We start from the raw sequence: 17,015 nt of genomic DNA on the forward strand, positions 1-17,015 counted from the left end.
AACCAGACACCCGTAAAGTTGCTGATGCGGTTACTGAAGTGGCTTCACAAACATCTGCCAATAAGTTTCTGCCGCACCCTCGAACGTCAGCTTCTGGTCTCTGTTTTGGCCAAAGTGTGCCATCCCCATACTCCGCAGATACAGGGTTTGCTCATCGGCCTCGACGGTTAGGTTCTCATTGAACCCGTTGGTGTCTGCATTTTCGGTCGCAGTGTAAGCAATGCCCCCCATATGCCGCCCCCCCATGAACACGGTGCAGCGGCTAGCAGACTGACCGTTATGGTAGGCAACAGCGCTGAAGCGATTTGCGTCAAGCCTGCGGAACGACCCGTCAATCTCGGGATTGCGAGCCGACAATTCAGAAAGCGAGTTCTCGAAATATTTTGCCATGAACTCAAACGCCTCGGTCTGGAAAGCATCACGATCACGGTCTGTGAACGTTTTGGCCACCCGCAGATTACTTGACCGGATCACTTGAGCCGGTGTCGATCTGTTGACTGACCGCGTGTTTTGGATGATGGCAGGTGCCGCTGACTGCTTGGTGACCGATTGTGGACTACCGATGCGCTTTGCTGCCGCCTGAACGGCTTCGGCGACGAGACGGAACGCATGGTCGATGTCCGGCCATTGCGTGACCGGACGACCGTCCGTTGGCGTGGCCATCAGCTTGCCGAAGGGTGCGCCATGCCAGAGGCAATCGCGCAGAATGACCGGGATCACGATGGCCTCTCCCACCTTATGCCGTTCCAGCGCACGAGTCATCTCGATCTCATAACAATAGTCAGAGTTTAGAAAATCCGGGCTTACCAGCAGCAGGATGATCTCATCGGCTTCAATGTGCGCGTCGATCTCACCGGCGAAGTCCTGCCCCGCCTCAATCCGGCGGTCGTGCCAGGTCTCTATCAGGCCTTGACGCTGAAGGATTCTGAGCTGGCGTTCCAGCTGGTCTCGTAGTGCCTCGTCAGCGTGGCAGTAGGAAAAGAAAACCGTCGTCATGTTAACCCATCATTGAAAATCAGTGAGCCTGGTTGCGCGCCAGGATTTGCTGCTCGGTGCCTTCACGCCCCATGAGAGAGGCCATCTTCTTAGCCTTCTCGTATCCCTCGGGAATTTTCGCGATCTCTGCCCTAAGTTTATGACGTTCTAGGTGCTGAACGTTTGGCATGAGAAGCGTTTGATCTCGCACCACCACGCCCGTTACGACTACCGGCGCATTAATCTGACCGATTTCCTTTGACGCTTTGAAGCTGTGACCATGGTGAGCAAGCCGCTCCTTGATCGCATGAACCAGCACCCCGGGAACGTTTTGCCCAGAAACTGTTATGTCATCGACATACACGCTAACCTGACATCCGGCATCACGGGTCAGCTGATCAATCTCGTCCCACATGTCAGCGTAGGCCCAAAAGGCCAGCGATGGGCTGGCAGGGCTTCCGGCTGGCAGAACCCCGTTCAGCGTTGTAAGATCAAGGAGGACCTTCACTACGTCGGGAGGGCACCCAAGATATTTTCCAAAGAACCATGCTACCTTGCTGGCTGTGCAGCTCGGATAGAAATCTTCGATGTCGAGAAGATGGAACGCTGCTGCACCGCGATGCCGTGCGGCATTGTCGATGTTCGAGCGACCGCGCACTGGCGACATCAGGTAGTCCGGAGTTTTCACCCGCAGCAGCAACTCTCCGATCCGCCGTTGAATACGCTTTAGATCGCCTCGTGGTGCAAGGACAGGACGGAATGTTCCGTCTTTTTTCTTCTTGCGCAGAGGCTTGTAGAGATCGGGTGCGGCCTTCAACTCAGCAAACTTCTCGGAACTGGTCTGTAATAGTTTGAACAACTTTTTGCGTGTGCTGCACCGATAGAGGGCACATTGATCGAGGGCGTAGGACTTGTCGCGGCGCTTCGTCATGATGACGCTCGCTTCCGCTCGATCATCCTCAGAAAATCAAGTATCTTGTCAGCGACAACCCCACGCGCTTTCTCGATAGCGCCCGGCGTCGTGCCTTCTGTCAGCTTCTCGTCAAAAAACCAGATCGAACTGACTGGCAGATCAAACTCTTCGGCGTATCGTGCAACGATTTCCTGACTTGGCACTTTCCGGCATCGTTCGATATCAGAAAGGTGCGATTGGGAAATATCGAGGCGTTCCGCCAACTCGTTCTGTTTCAGGTCATGGAAGACCCGGATCAATCTCAGTGCTTCACCTAGCATTCTCGGTCCTCCTTTCGCCAAATGCGAACATTAAGGGTCGCGCGGTTAGTCGCCGGCCAACCGGGACAGCCATTCGATGAGGTCAAAGAGTTTCCCCATCCCCCAGGCTACCCAGAATGCGCCCTTTAACAGGCGAGACTTCCACGTCGGCTTGCGCTTCCGTTTTGTCTCGCGTGTCCCACGCTGGCTGATCTCGTCGGTGTCGTAAGCCATGTTATGGCCTCCTCTGCTGGCCCTGCCGCAGGATTGCGGAAGGCTGTCGCCACCAGCGCGAGGAACGGAGAGACCGTCCTTATCCCTTATGCTGGCCCCCCGGGGTCGCCCGGGGGGCCGCCGCCCCGCCGCCGCCACAGGGGCCGCTTGGGGGGTAGGCGTCAGAGGGAACTAGCCCCTCCACGGATCGGTGAACCGACCCTAAGTACAGCGATTTTATTCCGAACCGAACCGAAGCCCGGCATACCGATAAGACATAGATAGGATCTTCCTTGCGCGATACAAGATCGCTGTAGGCGATTTTTTTTGCAACTTCCCTAAGGGACACCGTTACGAACGAAGACGCCGTGATCGAGGCCCTGAAAGTCCAAGAAGGTCGCTTCCGGACCTTCGCTGTATCCGTCACCGATGTCCGGTTTTGGCCGAGTGCATTGCTTCAGTCCAGATCGACGCCGCCGAGGCGCGGCGCATGTACATGCGTTCGGACCAGTAACGCCGCGGCCGCGCCCGCGATGGCGCCGAAGAGATGCGCCTCCCACGAGACGCCAGGTTGGCCCGGAAGAACGCCCCAGAGAATGGAGCCGTAGAGCAAACCGACCACCAGTGCCGCGCCCAGCGTGATCAGTGAGCGATCCACGAGGCCGCGCGCGACGAGGAAGCCAAACCAGCCGAAGACGAGCCCTGACGCGCCGATATGGATGGCCGAGCTTCCGAACAGCCAGACAAGACCGCCGCCGAGGCCGATTGTCAACGCCGTCTAAATTTTCCCCAAAAGTGCCGAAGTAAAATTCCCCACTACGGCGGTTGCGGCGATCAGCCGGCTTCAGTGATCGGCGCCTCCGTTCTGATACTTCGGTGGGCGTCCTCGGCGCTTTGGAGGCGGCGGCGGCGCGATAGGCGCGTTCGCACGGACGTGCTCGGGAATGAGATCGGCATGAGCGCGTAGCCGATAGCTGGCGCCCTCGATCTGGATGACGACGGCATGGTGCAGGAGCCGATCGAGCAGGGCAGTGGCGACGACGGGATCGCCGAACACCTCGCCCCACTCCGCGAAGCCGCGGTTCGAGGTCAGGATCATGGCCCCCTTTTCGTAGCGGGCGTTGACCAGTTGGAAGAACAGGTTGGCACCGCCGGTGGTGATCGGCAGGTAGCCGATCTCGTCGACGATGAGCAGCGCGGCTCGGGCGTAGAAGCGGATCTTATCGGCCAGCCGGCCCTCGCGTTCGGCTTGGTTCAGCGCCGTAATCAGTTCCGCAAGCGTGGCGCGGTAGACGCTTCGCCCGGCCTTGACGGCCGCGACGCCGAGCGCCGTTGCCAGGTGGCTCTTGCCGGTGCCGGGCGGCCCGAGGAAGTGGACAACCTCGGCGCGCCGGATGAAGTCGAGCTGGGCCAGCGCCGCGATCCGCTCCCGGTCGAGCGAAGGCTGGAAGCGGAAGTCGAAGCCTTCGAGCGTTTTGACCGGCAGCAGCTTCGCCGTGCGCAGGGCGACGTCGATCCGGCGCGTCTCGCGGGTCGCATATTCTTCGCTGAGCAGCCCGTCGATGGCTTCGATGGCGGTGATCTCGCCCTTTTCGAGCTGTTGCACCGTGTGGTCGAGCGCCTCCAGAGCCCGCGGCATCCTCAGGCCGACCAGGGCGCCGCGAATGCGGTCGAGAAGATCGCTCATGACCGCGCTCCCTCGGCTGCCAGGCGTCGGCCGACCGCACCATAGAAGTCGAGCGGGCGGCGCAGCCCCTGCGGCGAAGATGCCGGGGATGGCCTTCTCGGCGGAGCCTTGCGATGAGCGGGATCGACACGGCGGCAGGCCTTGCCTTCCAGAACCGGATGGCGCGCGATCAACTGCCCGTCCTCGAAGATCCGAAGCTCCTCGGCGTGATGCTGGACCTCAAGTGTCCGGCGGCGGGTGGTGTCGGGCACGGAATAGAAGTTCCCGCCGACCGAGATCATCCCCTCCTTGCTCACCCGACGCTCGACCGTCAGCACGGCGCTGTAAGGGATCGCCGGGAGCGGCTTCAGGCTGGGCTGCTCGTCGGCGAAGGCCGCGTCCACCACGCGTCGGGTCGTGGCATGGACCCGGGGATTGGCGACCTTCATCCGCCAAGCCTCGAACTGAGCATTGAGGTCGTCGATGTTGCGGAATGTGCGGGCCAGGAAGAAGTCCTGACGGATATAGCGGAAGGGACGCTCGACCTTGCCCTTGGTCTTGGCTCGATACGGCAGGCAAGCCCGCGGCACCGCGCCGTAGTGGTTCAACAACGCAACCAGCGCGGCGTTGTAGGTGACCACTCCGGCCTCGTCTTCGCCGATCACCGCAGTCTTCATCCGGTCATAGAGGATCTCCTCCGGCACGCCGCCGAGCGCTGCGAAGGCCGCGATATGGCAGCGCAGCACCGATTGCAGGTTCTGGCTGGCGACGAAGCGGCCCCAGAGCCAGCGGCTGTGACCCAGCACCAGTGAGAACAGCCAGACCTTGCGAACCACACCGGGCTCATCTGCAAACTCCACCGTGAACTCCGCGAAGTCGACCTGCGCCTGCTTGCCGGGTGGGGTCTCGAACCGCCGCTCGAACCGGACCTGCCGCGCCGGGCGCACCTCACGCAGGAAGTCCGTCACCGCCGTATAGCCGCCCTCATAGCCCAGCTCCCGGATCTCGCGCAGAAGCCGCGCGCCGCTGAGATCGGGAAAGGCCAGAACCCGATCGTGCAGGTAGCGTTCATAGGGCTCAATCACACGCGCACGCGGCTGGCGCGGGCCATAAATCGGCGCCTCCAACCCTCGCTCGAGATACTTCCGCACCGTCTTCCGGTCACAGCCAACCTTCCGCGCGATCGCGGTGATGCTGAGACCCTGGTTCTTCAAATTCTGGATCAAGACGATCTCCCTCAGTCTCTTCACCTGCCTGCCCCTGTCGCTCTCCGTTCGGAGCATCAGGCCTATGTCCCGCGCCAGCACCAATTCCGAATACATGAAGTTCGGAATTGGCCCTGACGCTCACGTCCGGGGAAAATTCAAACGGCGGTTTCGGGGAGATTACGTCCGGCGGTTACAGCCGATCACCACGGCGTTCACCGGCAGCAAGGCCCGCGTGGTCGTAGCCACCAGCAGCCCACCCATCACCAGGAGCGGCGGCGTATTGGCCATCAGGTGCGAGAAGCTCCCATGCAGGAGGGGCATGGCGATGACACCATCCAATCCGCTTACGTGCCGGGGGATCAGGCCGAAGGCCGGGTTCAGGCCGTAGCCGGTGATCCAATTGACAACCTGAACCGCCCAGAGCAGCGCGAAAAAAGCTGCAAGCGTTGCGCCGCGCCGCAAGAAAGCGCGCATGTGATCCCGGTTCATCATGTTGGCGACAGTAGACGTCACCACAGCGCCTTCAATGGTTTTCGCGCGCTGCACTGGATGCCGCCGCCTGCAACTGAGTTCGGGGCGGCCAACTTGGTCACAGCCCAAGCCAAAAAAATGGCCGCGATCTTACACGGTGTTCCCCGGGCGAAAGGGCTGCGGTTCACGCTCGGGGCGCTTCAGGGCTTCCGCATATTTGCGGGCATTGTCGTCAATCGTGCCGTGCCAAAGCTTCGAGACGAAGGCCCGGGCGTCTTGGACCGTCATGTCTTTCAGCGAAGAGGACAGCGCCATGAACAACTCATCCTCGCTAATCGCGGCGGCGTTATGCATGGCGTCCGCGTAAAATGACGGATCGTTGAGAACCTGCTCGCTCAGCGGCATCCGCGCGAGGTTCTCTTCCGGGATCGCCATGAAGATCGTGTCCTGCAGGTCGGTCAGATACGCACGCCGCGATGTGGACACCGGCTTTCCTGCCGCCTTGGCCTCCAGAAATGCCTGCCTTGTCCTGTCGAGCTTTGCCCTTGCATGGGACATGATGACGGCGCGCTGTCGGGCGGGTAGCGCAAATCCGGTGCAGCGCTCGATATGGGCGAGGAGATCTGCAACCTCTGCCTCAACATCAAAGCTGTCAAACCATGGAACCGTCCCTGATCTAGCCGCCACGCGCCCGCCCTCGACATTACGTTAATATATTATCGTATCACACTTACACCTGATCGCAAGCGGGTGGCGTCCTTCACGCCAACGGACACAGCAAAAGGGGAACCGTGATCCCACGGTTCCCCTTTGGGTTCAGATCGTCTCCCCCTCGCGCGCCGATTAGGCGACCAAGGAGAGCCCCGCGCCCGCGTCCTGCGGCTGCTCACCGCTGTCGATGAACGGGATGATCGAGAAGGTCTGCCCACCGCGCTGTTCTTCGTTCTGCACGGCGTTGACGCGCAGGTCGCCATCGGGCGTGTTGATCAGCAGCGACAGGTAGTCATTGCCCGTGCGGCTGCTTTTCGCCATCCAGGCCGAACCGACGCGGATCGGTGTGCCCCGGGGCGAGCTGACCTCGATCCGGTAATCGGGGTGGGTCTCCTCGGATTTATAGCTGTTCTCGATCAGCATGAACTCCAGATCGAACATCATGTTGGCGATGTAGCCGGTGAAGGCGTTGTCCGCGTCCATGGCGGTGAGCTCGCCCGAGATCGAGCCGGACTTCATCAGGCCGTTCGAGACCAGCGGGATGATCTCGAATTCGCCGCTCTGGGCCGCGCGCGCCTCTTTCGTCTGCACCGCGTTGACCCGGAAGGGGCCCAAGCCGACATCGATCTGCATCGAGATGTAGGGGTTGCCGCTTGTATTGCCGGTCTCGTTCCAGGCCGTGCCAATGCGCACCTTGCGGCCTGATTTGTTGACTGCCGTCACGTCGTAATCCGGGCTGCGTTCGGACATCTTCGGGCGGTTTTCAAGCTGGATGGCGATATCGAAACGTGTCGAATGGATCATGCCGGTGTATTCGGCGGCTGCGGTCTCGACATTGCGGGTGAGGGTTCCTGCGAACATGGGATGGTTCCTTTTGGATTGGCCGGTGCCTGACGTTCTTGCCAGCGCATCCGGGATTGCTTTCTCGACCCCTTGAGGGATCACAAATCAGAAAGCTCGCTTTCCTTTCAGCCCCGCCCACGGGTCAGAGCTGCCGTCCGAGTGGGAATGCCCCCGCGCCTCCGGGTGCAACGCCCCTCCCCTGCCCGTCTGGTCTTGATTGGCTGCCCGAATTTTCTGCGGCGTCCTTCGATTGCGCGACGAAGAACTCCGTTTCTTTTCCGTTCAACCGTTGCCCGCTCCGGTCTGTCAGGCCGATGCAGCTACCATTCGGCACATAGGTGATCAGGTACTGACCGAGCCTGTCCTTGTGGACAATGTAGCCGGTATTGGCCCAATGCACGGTCTGCCCGGCATCGACGGCCGCCTTGATGTCATCGAGTGTCATGCGATCCTCCTCAAGAAAAATGGTGGGGAAACGGCGCAAGAAGCCCGCTCTTCTAACCGGGCTTCCGTGCGGCATTCATTTGGCAAAAAGCCGGGTCCTGTCAGGCACTCTGCGCCGCTTGCATCGCGCGCGCGGCCATCCAATCCTTCAGGCCAAGAACCGTTCTGCCGGCGGCGACCTCGGAGGCCCAGGCGACCCTTGGGTCGCCGCAGGGCTCATCGCCGGCATGCCGGTCAATATGGCCATTGGCCATCCATGGCTCGGGCTGGATCCGTCGCAGCCAGTCCGCCAAGCTCGGAATACGGCCCTGGCAGTCTTCGCGGATATGCTGCTCGCCGATCCAGCGCACGGGGATCTCACGACCTGCGCTGTTGGTCAGCGTCAGGCCGAAGACACGTTCGGCCTCAAACAGGCCTTGGGCATGATGGCGCATGGCTCGGTGCGTGAAGAGCGCGAGGTGCTCTTTCGAGGCATCGAACCAGTCATGTATGGACTGATAGTCAGACGGCACCCCGCCGAATTTCCGGGCAGAGCTTTCGGCATGATGAAGCGGATGGGCCATCTCAAAGACCCTCGTCATAGCTGTGCGAGCATTCGACATAGCGGTCCGCGTGATCGAGGGTGATGCTGTCGTTGCGCAAGTCCCAGGTCAGCGTGCCGTAGCCGCCCTCGTTGTTTTCGAACCCCGGGTGATGGTGATAGGCGAGCGACCAGGCGAAATCGCCCACCTCTGTGGCAAGCGCCTCCGGCAGCTGGACCTCTGCAGGTTGCACCGTCACATCCTCGACATTGCCGGAGTCGCCATAGCCCTCGTATTCGGCAGTGACCTCGCTGATGCCTAGCGCACGTAGTTGCGCGAGCAGCTCCGTTCGGGTTGCCTTCAAGGTGGTTTCGCGCTCCGCGCGCCACTGAGCCGCCATTGCGGCATAGTCCGTTTGGGGATTGGTCATGAGTCTGTCCTCTTGTCTGCAATTGGGGGGCCGGGCGTGGCATTGGCCCGCGCGCGCCCGGAACGCGCAGACCGGACAAATCCCGATCTGCGACGCCCCACCCAAAGCCTGCTTTGGCTTTTTAGGCGGCTTGGTCCGCCGTGATAGCAGGCCCCTGCCCCACGATCCGGGCCAGAATTCTCCTCGTGTCGATCCCATCCCCATGCGGCAGGAACACCCGTAGGTGGAAGGCGATGATCTCCGTGAAGCACCCGAGGGCCTTGAGGCCATCAATCATGCCCCTGTCCACGCCGCACAACTCAAGGCGCATCTCGCCTGCGACGCGGCGACGGGTCAGGGTGAGACCCCGGCCCAGATCGACCGGCGCAGTGGTGCCGAGGGCGGCGGTCAGCATCTCCTGCGGTGTTTGCGGGTTGGAGACGAGGAAGCGGGCGCGCAGCGCAGCCGCCCCTTCCTCGCTCAGCGTGCGCCCGATCATCGCGGTCGCCCCGTCGGGCGTGACCCGGTAGATGCGCTCATTGGTGGTCGGAATGTCCTTCCAGATCGGCAACAAGAGCCCGGTCAGCAGGTAGAGCTTGGTCGTGGTGGTTTTTGGCAGGGACGCAGCCTCGGCATCCCAAAGTCTTGCAAACTCGGGCCTTTCGATGTCTTCCCAGGCCGAAGACGTGAACCGTGCCTCTTCGAGATAGCTCGACCCGTTTGGCCGCACCGCCTTGCGCATCAGCGTGACAATGTCCTCGTCATACATCTGCATAGGGCGCGACGAGATGAGCGCCGCGCGGCCGGAGGCGCGATTGACCATCGGTAGCTTGTCGGGATTGCGCGATATGGCCTCTTCGGCCCCAAGGACGTGGACCGGGTCGGTCACCTCCAGCCCGATGATCCGCGTCACGGCGCCGGATTTCGGGCAGGTCCAGAGATCCTCTGTGGAGACCTGTTCGATCTTTTCGCCACGCAGGGTTTCCACGCCGAGATCGAGCGTGCCTGCCGCGCGCGCCCTTTCGGTCTGATCAGCGATCCGGCGCATGAACTCGGCAAAGAGCGCATTCTGCATGTGGATGGGCAGGGCCAGAACCCGGTTGAGAAACCGCTGGATCGGGGGAAGCTCCTCGAGAAGCACACCGTCCTTGTCGATCAGCCGCAGGGCTGTCCAGTCGGTGAAGCTCTCGTAGCTCATCGCCTCGGCGCGCCCGGCGGCAAGATCGGCGAAATACCCACGCAGGGCCGCCCGCGCGATCGGGCTTTCGAGATTGTCCTCCTCGCGGAACATGCCTTGCGAGCCGGTTTCGCGCTGGCCCTTGGTCAGGGCCCCCAGCTGGTCGAGACGTTTGGCAATCGTCGAGGTGAAGCGCTTTTCGCCATGCACATCGGAGGTGCAGACCCGAAAGAAGGGCGCGCTGACCTGGGCAGAGCGATGCGTGCGGCCCAGCCCCTGGATGGCCGCATCCGCGCGCCAGCCGGGCTCCAGAAGATAGTGCCGCCGCCGTTTCTGGTTCTTCGCCGTTTGCGCCGCGTGATAGGACCGGCCCGTCCCGCCCGCATCGGAAAAGATCAGGATATCCTTCTCGCCATCCATAAAGGCTTGGGTCTCCGACGAATTGCTGCTGGCGGAGCGCTTCTCGATGAAGAGATGGCCATCCTCGGCCTTGAGGGGCCGGATGGACCGCCCCGTGACTTCTGCCACGGCCTCGTCGCCAAAGGCCCAGAGGATCTGGTCGAGCGCCGAGGGGATCGGGGCGAGCGTCATCAACTCCATCATGGCCGCGTCACGCAAAGCGAGCGCCTCGCGCGAGACAACCAGCGCCCCGGTCTCATCCCGCAAAGGTTCTGCCACCATATTGCCGTCAATCTCCACGAGCTTTTGCGCATGAATCGGGAAGGCCTGTTCGAGGTATCCCAGGACGTAATATGCCGCGTCACCGTTATGCGGAGTTCTGGGTTTCAAGCTGTTGTTCTTCTGATTCATTTTCGGGTTTCCGCTTTGGATAATCATGATGCCTCTGCTCTCAACCGCAGAAGGACATCCCCCGTGAACTCCATCTCTAACTATCCGTTCGGTGGTCGGGCCGACGATCAGGCAGACCAGCTTACGTCGGACGCTTTCCCGAATTATGCTGGACGGGACAGAGAGGTTTGGGTGGTAATTGCGGGTGGCAGATGAGAGCGACATCGAAGTGGACTTGGCGCGGGTTCGAGCACGCCTGGCCGATCTAGACGCCAAGCGGCGTGAGCTTCAGCGCGAGATGGAGGCACTTGAGGCTCGTCTGGCTGCAGAGCCCGCGCCAACTGTGAAACAGCCCTCTTTCGAGAATGCCCCCGTCACGAATGTCTCGCCGTCGCACGAAAAAGTAGCTCTGTTCCGCCGCCTGTTCGCCGGTCGGCCTGACGTGTTCCCAGTGCGATGGGAAAACAGAAAAACTGGCCGCTCGGGATATTCTCCCGCCTGCGCCAACGAATGGGTGAAGGGCATCTGTGGCAAACCGAAGGTCAAGTGTGGCGAATGCCCCCATCAGAGGTTCATCCCGCCGGACACAAGCGTCATGGAAAAACACTTGCGCGGTGATGATGGCCGAAACGGTGATTTTGTCGCTGGTGTTTATCCGCTGCTGCCCGGTGATAATTGCTGGTTCCTGGCGGCGGATTTTGACAAGGCGTCCTGGGCAGAAGACGCCAACGCACTGCTGGAAACCTGCCGAATAAAGGGCGTACCCGCAGGGCTTGAACGGTCGAGATCCGGGAACGGCGGCCATGTCTGGATCTTCTTCTCCGAACCGGTATCGGCCCGTCTGGCGCGCCAGCTTGGATCCGTCCTGATCACGGAAACGATGGAGCGACGGCCTGAAATCGGATTCGCCTCCTATGACCGGCTGTTTCCGAACCAGGACACAATGCCGCTCGGCGGCTTTGGCAACCTGATCGCCCTGCCGCTCCAGAACACAGCACGCAAGGTGGGCAACAGCGTCTTTGTCGATGCGAGCCTGCGGCCATATGACGATCAGTGGGCCTATTTGTCTTCCTGGCCGCGATTGTCGGCGGCAGCAGTGACCCAGCTGGTCGAAGCCGCCGAGCTTTCCGGGCGGGTGCTGGGTGTGCGCATGCCGGTAGAAGACGAGCAGGCGGACGAACCGTGGAAAATGCCTCCATCACGCCGCAGTACGCCGCGACGCCTCGATGTACCTGTTCCGACAACCATCAAGGTGACGGTCGCAGACCAAATCTATATCGACCGTTCGGACCTACCTTCGGCCATGATTGCGCAATTGGTGCGGTTGGCGGCGTTCCAGAATCCCGAATTCTATCGCGCGCAGGCGATGCGACTGCCAACATTCGGCAAGCCACGCATCGTGTCCTGCGCCGAACTGCATCCCCGACACGTTGCCCTGCCGCGCGGTAGCTTCGACGAAGCGATTAGATTCCTGTCCGATCACGGTGCGACAGCCGATCTGGACGATTTGCGTGAAGACGGAGCTCGTTTGCCGGAGACGGTCTGCTTCTGTGGCCAACTTCGCCAGCAGCAATCACGAGCGTTTGACGCATTGGCCGAACACGATACCGGCGTGCTTGCCGCCACGACCGCATTCGGCAAGACAGTGGTAGCCTCGGCACTGATTGCGCACCGCGCTCGAAATACGCTGGTCTTGGTTCACCGCCGGGAATTGCTGAACCAATGGGTTGAACGGCTTGGCTCATTTTTGCAGATCGATCCCAAGCTGATAGGCACCATCGGCGCCGGAAAACGCAAACCCACCGGTGTGATCGATGTAGCGTTGATTCAGAGTCTGGTTCGGAAGGGCGAAGTTGACGATATCGTTGCCGACTATGGCCATCTCATCGTCGATGAATGCCATCACCTGTCCGCCGCGAGCTTTGAGCTTGTCGCCCGCAGGTCGAAGGCGCGCTATGTCGCCGGGTTGTCGGCGACGGTCGCTCGAAAGGACGGGCATCATCCGATTATCTTCATGCAATGTGGCCCGGTGCGCCATCAGGTGAGCGCCAAATCGCAGGCCGCCGAAAGCGGACTGCGCCATCGAGCGCGGGAACGTCACACGAGATTCCGGCTGCCAGAGGCCCTCGCCATGGCCGAGCGTCCGTCAATGCCCGCGATCTATGCCGCTCTGGCGGAGGACGAGGCCCGAAACGATCTGATCTTCGACGACGTGCTGAAATCATTGGAGGCCAAACGCTCACCGATCATACTAACCGAGCGGAAGGATCACCTCGATCATCTTCATCAGCGGTTCTCCCGATTTGCGAAGAACATCGTCGTGCTCCGTGGCGGCATGTCCGCAAAGGACCAGAAGGCCGCGCATGCGGCGCTGAATGTGGATGACGATGAGGAACGGCTGATCCTCGCGACAGGGCGCTATATCGGCGAAGGCTTCGATGACGCGCGGCTCGACACCCTGTTCCTGACGATGCCGATCGCATGGAAGGGAACGTTGGCGCAATATGTCGGCAGGTTGCACCGCCGACATGACGACAAGAAGGACGTGTTGGTGGTCGACTATGTAGACAGTTCGGTCCCGGTCCTCGCCAGAATGGCGGCCAAAAGAAGAACCGGTTACCGGGCTCTCGGCTATGTGATGGAATAGCGCCCCGCAGAAGCGCGGGACGCCATTTTACCGCAAAGGTCAAGCACGTTGCGCGGCGACGGCCAGGATCTGCATCAGCTTGTCCGAGGGCTCCCGGAACTTGCCTGGTTGGATCAGAGGTGCGTGGTGCGCCTCCAGAAGCGCTAGCTTCTCGGTCGGGTCCGCGCGCAGATACATCTCGGTCGTCTGGATGCTGGCATGGCCAAGCCAGAGCGCGACCTTGCGGATATCACCGGTGGCCTGAAGCGTGTGCATGGCGCAGCTGTGACGTAGCACATGCGGAGTGACGTGTTTTGCGGCAATCGACGGCGTCGAGCGTTCGGCCGTCGCCACATGCTGCCTTAGCCGATATGCAAATCCGTCCCGCGTCATTCGGCGCCCATCACGGTTCAGGAACAGCTCTGGACCTAATTGACCGGGCCGGACCGCCAGCCACGCGCGAATGGCGCCCTGGGTCTCTTTCCAGAGCGGCAGCACACGCTCCCGCCGCCCCTTGCCCAATATCCGCACGCTGGAAAACGACCCGTCGGGAAAATCGTCCATCCGCACAGCCAGAAGTTCGGACGCTCTCAACCCTGCGGCATAGGCCAGATGCAGCATGGCGCGGTCCCGCAATCCGCCTGGCGTGTGGCGGTTCGGCGCGGCAAGCAAGGCGCGGACTTCTTCCTTGGTAAGATAATCGATCAGCTTGGCGTCTGTTCGCTTGGTCGGCATGGCCCGGATCATCATCGCCTGCTCAAGGCAGGCCGGTTGGCGATGTTCGACGAAACGGAAAAACGATTTGATCGCCGCAAGTCGCGCATTGCGGGACCGGACGGAATTGGCACGTCCTTCTTCGATATGTTCGAGGAACGCCCTGATCGTCTGAATGTCGAGGTCTTCGATGAAAAGTTCCGATGGGGTTCGCTTGACCCGCCCGGCGACAAACCGCAGCAAGAGGATGAACGCACGGGCATAGGCTGCGATGGTATGTCGGCTTGCGCCGCATTCATCGGGAAGATGGGTTTGCAGGAAGGCTGAAAGGTCGGGGGCGAGCGGGGTCATGCCGCACCTCCGATCCAGGTCTCCTCGGCGGTCGCCGCAATCATCTTCAGAAGAACCGGCGTAGCCTCAAGGTACCAGTAGGTGTTGGCAATATCGACATGGCCGAGGTAGGTGCTCAGAGCCTTCATGTGCCGCAACACTGCCTGCGGGTTGTTCCCACAGGCCTCAAGGGATCGCACGGCGAAGGTGTGGCGCAGATCGTGAAGCCGGGGGCCGGGCCCTGTCGGATTGCGGTACCCAAGCTTCCGGACGATCCGAACGAAGACCACATGGGCCCGTGTTTTTGTCGGGGCATGACCATGACCGAGAACGAAGAGATCGTCGTTCGCGTTACGCACGGCCGCGCGGGCTTCGAGATAACGTTCCAGCGCGGCGCGGGTCGAAATATGTATTGGCACGAGACGACTCTTACCAAATTTACCGCTCCGGACCATGAGGCCCTCCGTCGTAACGTCGTCGCACTGAAGGGACAATGCCTCCGAAATCCGCAAGCCCGTCGAAGCGAGCAGCCCGAACAGGTTATGGTAAGTCAACGGGCTGATCGGTGTCAGGCCGGGCACCAGAAGCGCTTCCTGCATGATCCGACTGATTTGGTCCCGCGTCAGAATATGCGGAGCGGGCCGCCTCCGTCGTGACCGACCCAGCAGCCCCATCGCAGGTATCTCGTGCCGTGAATCTTCCGCGTGCAGGAACACCGCCAGTGCGCGGGCGCGATCAAACCGCGCCTGCGCAGCATAAGGCGTCGCGGCGCCGCCGGCCCATTCCAGTATCAGCGCTGCCGTCAGATGCGTGATGGATCGTTTTGCAGCGAAATCCGCGAAGGCGCGCAAGGATGTCTCCTGTGCGGCGAACTTCTTTCCGAGTGTGCGGTTGAGTTGGACGAAGCGGTCTACATGGTGATGTATCATGACGCGTCTCCCGGCCACGGCTGAGCCACTTCTGCCAGCATCCCAACATCGACTTTGGCGTAGATCGCGGTCGTATCGCGCGAACTGTGGCGCAGCGCTGCACCGATCAGGTCAAGGTCCGCACCGCCGCGAAGCCAGGCGGAGGCCAGTGAATGACGAAAGACATGCGAACCAGTCGGCAAGTCGGTAAAACCTCCCCGGCTCAGGACGCGGGAAACGATCCCGGCGATCTCGGCAGAGGATCGCAGCGGGGTGAAAGGAGCCTGGACTCGGAGAAAGACCCTGTCCGACGCGACCACCGGACGTTCATCTTCGATATAGGCGAGCAACGCATCGCCTACATCTTGCGGCAAAGGCATCATCACGTCACGTCTGCCCTTGCCGTGCAATCGTAACCGGCTCGCGCGCCAGTCAATATCGGCCAGCCGCAGCTGCCAGATGTCGCCCGCACGCAGAGCCAGTCGGGCGAGGAGGAGAAGTATCGCGCGGTCCCGGATCTCGACCGGCGTATCGGTGCGACAGGAGGCAATGATCTCTTCGATCTTCGCCGTGGGGATCGTGCGCGGGACTGTAGAAAGCTTGCGCCGAACAGCAGATGGCACCGCATGCAGGAGCGACGGGGCGCATGCGCCCTGGACGATCGTAAAGCGCAGGAAGGCGCGCAACACGGTGACCGTCTTGCGCACAGATGATTGGGACCGTTCTTTAGCTTGATCCAATACGATCGAACGGATGGCCGCCGCATCGTAATCCTCCGGCGTTGCCCCCAGGCTGTCCAGCCAGCGACCCACTTCGTTCAAATAGCGCCGTACGGTCTCGGGCGTCACTCCACGCTCACTTCGCAGCCATTCCGAAAACCCGATCAGACGTGGGTCTTTTGCGGAGACGCCGTCAGTTGCGTTGGGCGGGATCAGGCCTTCGTCAATCAGGTGTCGAACAAGCGCACGGGCACCTCGCTTACGGTTCTTATAGTGAGACGCCAGCACCGTTTTGCCATGTTTGGTCATCTCCCCGCATCGGCATTCGTGCCACGCGAACTGATCGATGGTTCCTTCACCGATTGCGGTCACCGGGACTCGCTGTTGTAGGACCCATTCAGCAAAATGGGCGGCATGGCTGAGCAATGATGCGCGCGACACCTCGCTGTAGCCAGCGGTGTCGAGCTTCTTGGCAAAAGCCTCCAGGTGCTGTCCTAGCCGGGCCGTGTTGTTTGGGATATCAACCATGCCGGTCTCTTCGAGATATCGAAGAAACCGGCGGGTATAGGTCGCGTACATCGGGCTTCGCAACTGATTGGGGCTGTAGCGACCGCAGCGGCAGCGGTGACGAAGAAACCTGCCGACATCCGACGCATTGAGGTCGCGGACAGAGACTTTCCGTGCCTGCGCCCACTTCAGAAAGTGACGGGTTGCGCTCAGCGCACCCGGGGAAAGCCCGGGATTGTCGGCGAGGTACGCGTCGGCCAGAGCGAGGTGGTCGGCGCCGTCGTGCGCACGGCACGGAGAGTTCGAGGATGTGTTCACGGGGGATGTCCTTCTGCGGTTGAGAGCAGAGGCATCATGATTATCCAAAGCGGAAACCCGAAAATGAATCAGAAGAACAACAGCTTGAAAACCAGAACTCCGCATAACGGTGACGCGGCATATTATGTTTTATCCGGAGCTCCGGATAAAACATAGTCGCGCGGCGTTAGCGCGCCCTCGACCAGCTCGTCCTCCGGGGCCCGTCTCCAGCCGGCGTTTGAGCAGGCCTCGCCCGCCGGAACCCCCCGGAGACC

The 17,015-nt window shown here is 61.2% G+C and carries 17 protein-coding genes and 1 pseudogene; 1 reads left to right on the forward strand and 17 read right to left on the reverse strand.

The window, feature by feature from the left end; translation table 11 throughout:
* Positions 1–30 precede the first annotated feature (30 nt).
* From HEP69_RS15310 to HEP69_RS15375, 14 genes and pseudogenes are all read right to left on the reverse strand, one after another.
* Positions 31–996, reverse strand: coding sequence for a toll/interleukin-1 receptor domain-containing protein (locus HEP69_RS15310; RefSeq protein ID WP_290559392.1), 966 nt, complete (start codon positions 994–996; stop codon positions 31–33).
* 19 nt (positions 997–1,015) lie between these two features.
* Positions 1,016–1,906 (reverse strand): reverse transcriptase family protein, encoded by an 891-nt coding sequence (locus tag HEP69_RS15315; protein WP_290559393.1) that lies wholly within the window; start codon positions 1,904–1,906, stop codon positions 1,016–1,018.
* The gene (locus HEP69_RS15320; RefSeq protein ID WP_037240913.1) at positions 1,903–2,208 is read right to left on the reverse strand and encodes a helix-turn-helix transcriptional regulator; all 306 of its coding nucleotides are present in this window, start codon (positions 2,206–2,208) and stop codon (positions 1,903–1,905) included. The genes HEP69_RS15315 and HEP69_RS15320 overlap by 4 nt, the downstream gene beginning before the upstream one ends.
* 45 nt (positions 2,209–2,253) lie before the next feature.
* Positions 2,254–2,421, reverse strand: a complete 168-nt coding sequence (locus HEP69_RS15325) for a hypothetical protein (RefSeq protein WP_290559394.1) — start codon at positions 2,419–2,421, stop codon at positions 2,254–2,256.
* 436 nt (positions 2,422–2,857) lie between these two features.
* Positions 2,858–3,172 (reverse strand): rhomboid family intramembrane serine protease, encoded by a 315-nt coding sequence (locus HEP69_RS15330; protein WP_290559395.1) that lies wholly within the window; start codon positions 3,170–3,172, stop codon positions 2,858–2,860.
* A gap of 72 nt (positions 3,173–3,244) precedes the next feature.
* Positions 3,245–4,087: an IS21-like element helper ATPase IstB gene (gene istB, locus HEP69_RS15335; protein WP_290559396.1), complete on the reverse strand. Its 843-nt coding sequence runs from the start codon at positions 4,085–4,087 to the stop codon at positions 3,245–3,247.
* A complete protein-coding gene (gene istA, locus HEP69_RS15340) occupies positions 4,084–5,316 on the reverse strand; it encodes an IS21 family transposase (RefSeq protein ID WP_290559410.1) in 1,233 nt (410 codons plus the stop codon). Before istA ends, istB begins: the two co-directional genes overlap by 4 nt.
* 135 nt (positions 5,317–5,451) lie before the next feature.
* A complete protein-coding gene (locus HEP69_RS15345) occupies positions 5,452–5,820 on the reverse strand; it encodes a hypothetical protein (RefSeq protein ID WP_290559397.1) in 369 nt (122 codons plus the stop codon).
* 75 nt (positions 5,821–5,895) lie between these two features.
* Positions 5,896–6,432, reverse strand: coding sequence for a hypothetical protein (locus tag HEP69_RS15350; RefSeq protein WP_290559398.1), 537 nt, complete (start codon positions 6,430–6,432; stop codon positions 5,896–5,898).
* Positions 6,433–6,588: 156 nt separating this feature from the next.
* Positions 6,589–7,317 carry a DUF736 family protein gene (locus HEP69_RS15355; protein WP_290559399.1) on the reverse strand — a complete coding sequence of 243 codons (729 nt, stop codon included), beginning with the start codon at positions 7,315–7,317 and terminating at the stop codon, positions 6,589–6,591.
* A 124-nt stretch (positions 7,318–7,441) separates the two neighbouring features.
* Positions 7,442–7,744, reverse strand: a complete 303-nt coding sequence (locus HEP69_RS15360; RefSeq protein WP_290559400.1) for a hypothetical protein — start codon at positions 7,742–7,744, stop codon at positions 7,442–7,444.
* 100 nt (positions 7,745–7,844) lie between these two features.
* Complete coding sequence (locus HEP69_RS15365; protein WP_290559401.1) at positions 7,845–8,306, reverse strand: hypothetical protein; 462 nt, start codon at positions 8,304–8,306, stop codon at positions 7,845–7,847.
* Between the two features lies 1 nt (position 8,307).
* On the reverse strand, positions 8,308–8,694 hold the full coding sequence (locus HEP69_RS15370; protein WP_290559402.1) for a DUF6878 family protein: 387 nt from the start codon (positions 8,692–8,694) through the stop codon (positions 8,308–8,310).
* 121 nt (positions 8,695–8,815) lie between these two features.
* Positions 8,816–10,600, reverse strand: a pseudogene (locus tag HEP69_RS15375) (strawberry notch C-terminal domain-containing protein); the annotation flags it as partial.
* Between the two features lie 244 nt (positions 10,601–10,844).
* Here HEP69_RS15375 and HEP69_RS15380 point away from each other — a divergent pair.
* A complete protein-coding gene (locus HEP69_RS15380) occupies positions 10,845–13,286 on the forward strand; it encodes a DEAD/DEAH box helicase (protein WP_290559403.1) in 2,442 nt (813 codons plus the stop codon).
* A gap of 39 nt (positions 13,287–13,325) precedes the next feature.
* Here the strand turns inward: HEP69_RS15380 and HEP69_RS15385 are convergent, their stop codons facing one another.
* Genes HEP69_RS15385 through HEP69_RS15395 form a run of 3 tightly spaced genes read right to left on the reverse strand, consistent with a single transcriptional unit; the run spans position 13,326 to position 16,761 of the window.
* Positions 13,326–14,330, reverse strand: coding sequence for a tyrosine-type recombinase/integrase (locus HEP69_RS15385; RefSeq protein WP_290559404.1), 1,005 nt, complete (start codon positions 14,328–14,330; stop codon positions 13,326–13,328).
* Positions 14,327–15,238 (reverse strand): tyrosine-type recombinase/integrase, encoded by a 912-nt coding sequence (locus tag HEP69_RS15390; RefSeq protein ID WP_290559405.1) that lies wholly within the window; start codon positions 15,236–15,238, stop codon positions 14,327–14,329. Before HEP69_RS15390 ends, HEP69_RS15385 begins: the two co-directional genes overlap by 4 nt.
* Positions 15,235–16,761 (reverse strand): tyrosine-type recombinase/integrase, encoded by a 1,527-nt coding sequence (locus HEP69_RS15395; RefSeq protein ID WP_290559406.1) that lies wholly within the window; start codon positions 16,759–16,761, stop codon positions 15,235–15,237. Before HEP69_RS15395 ends, HEP69_RS15390 begins: the two co-directional genes overlap by 4 nt.
* Positions 16,762–17,015 lie beyond the last annotated feature (254 nt).

The organism is Aestuariivita sp. (assembly GCF_021404545.1).
Taxonomy (GTDB): Bacteria; Pseudomonadota; Alphaproteobacteria; order Rhodobacterales; family Rhodobacteraceae; genus Aestuariivita.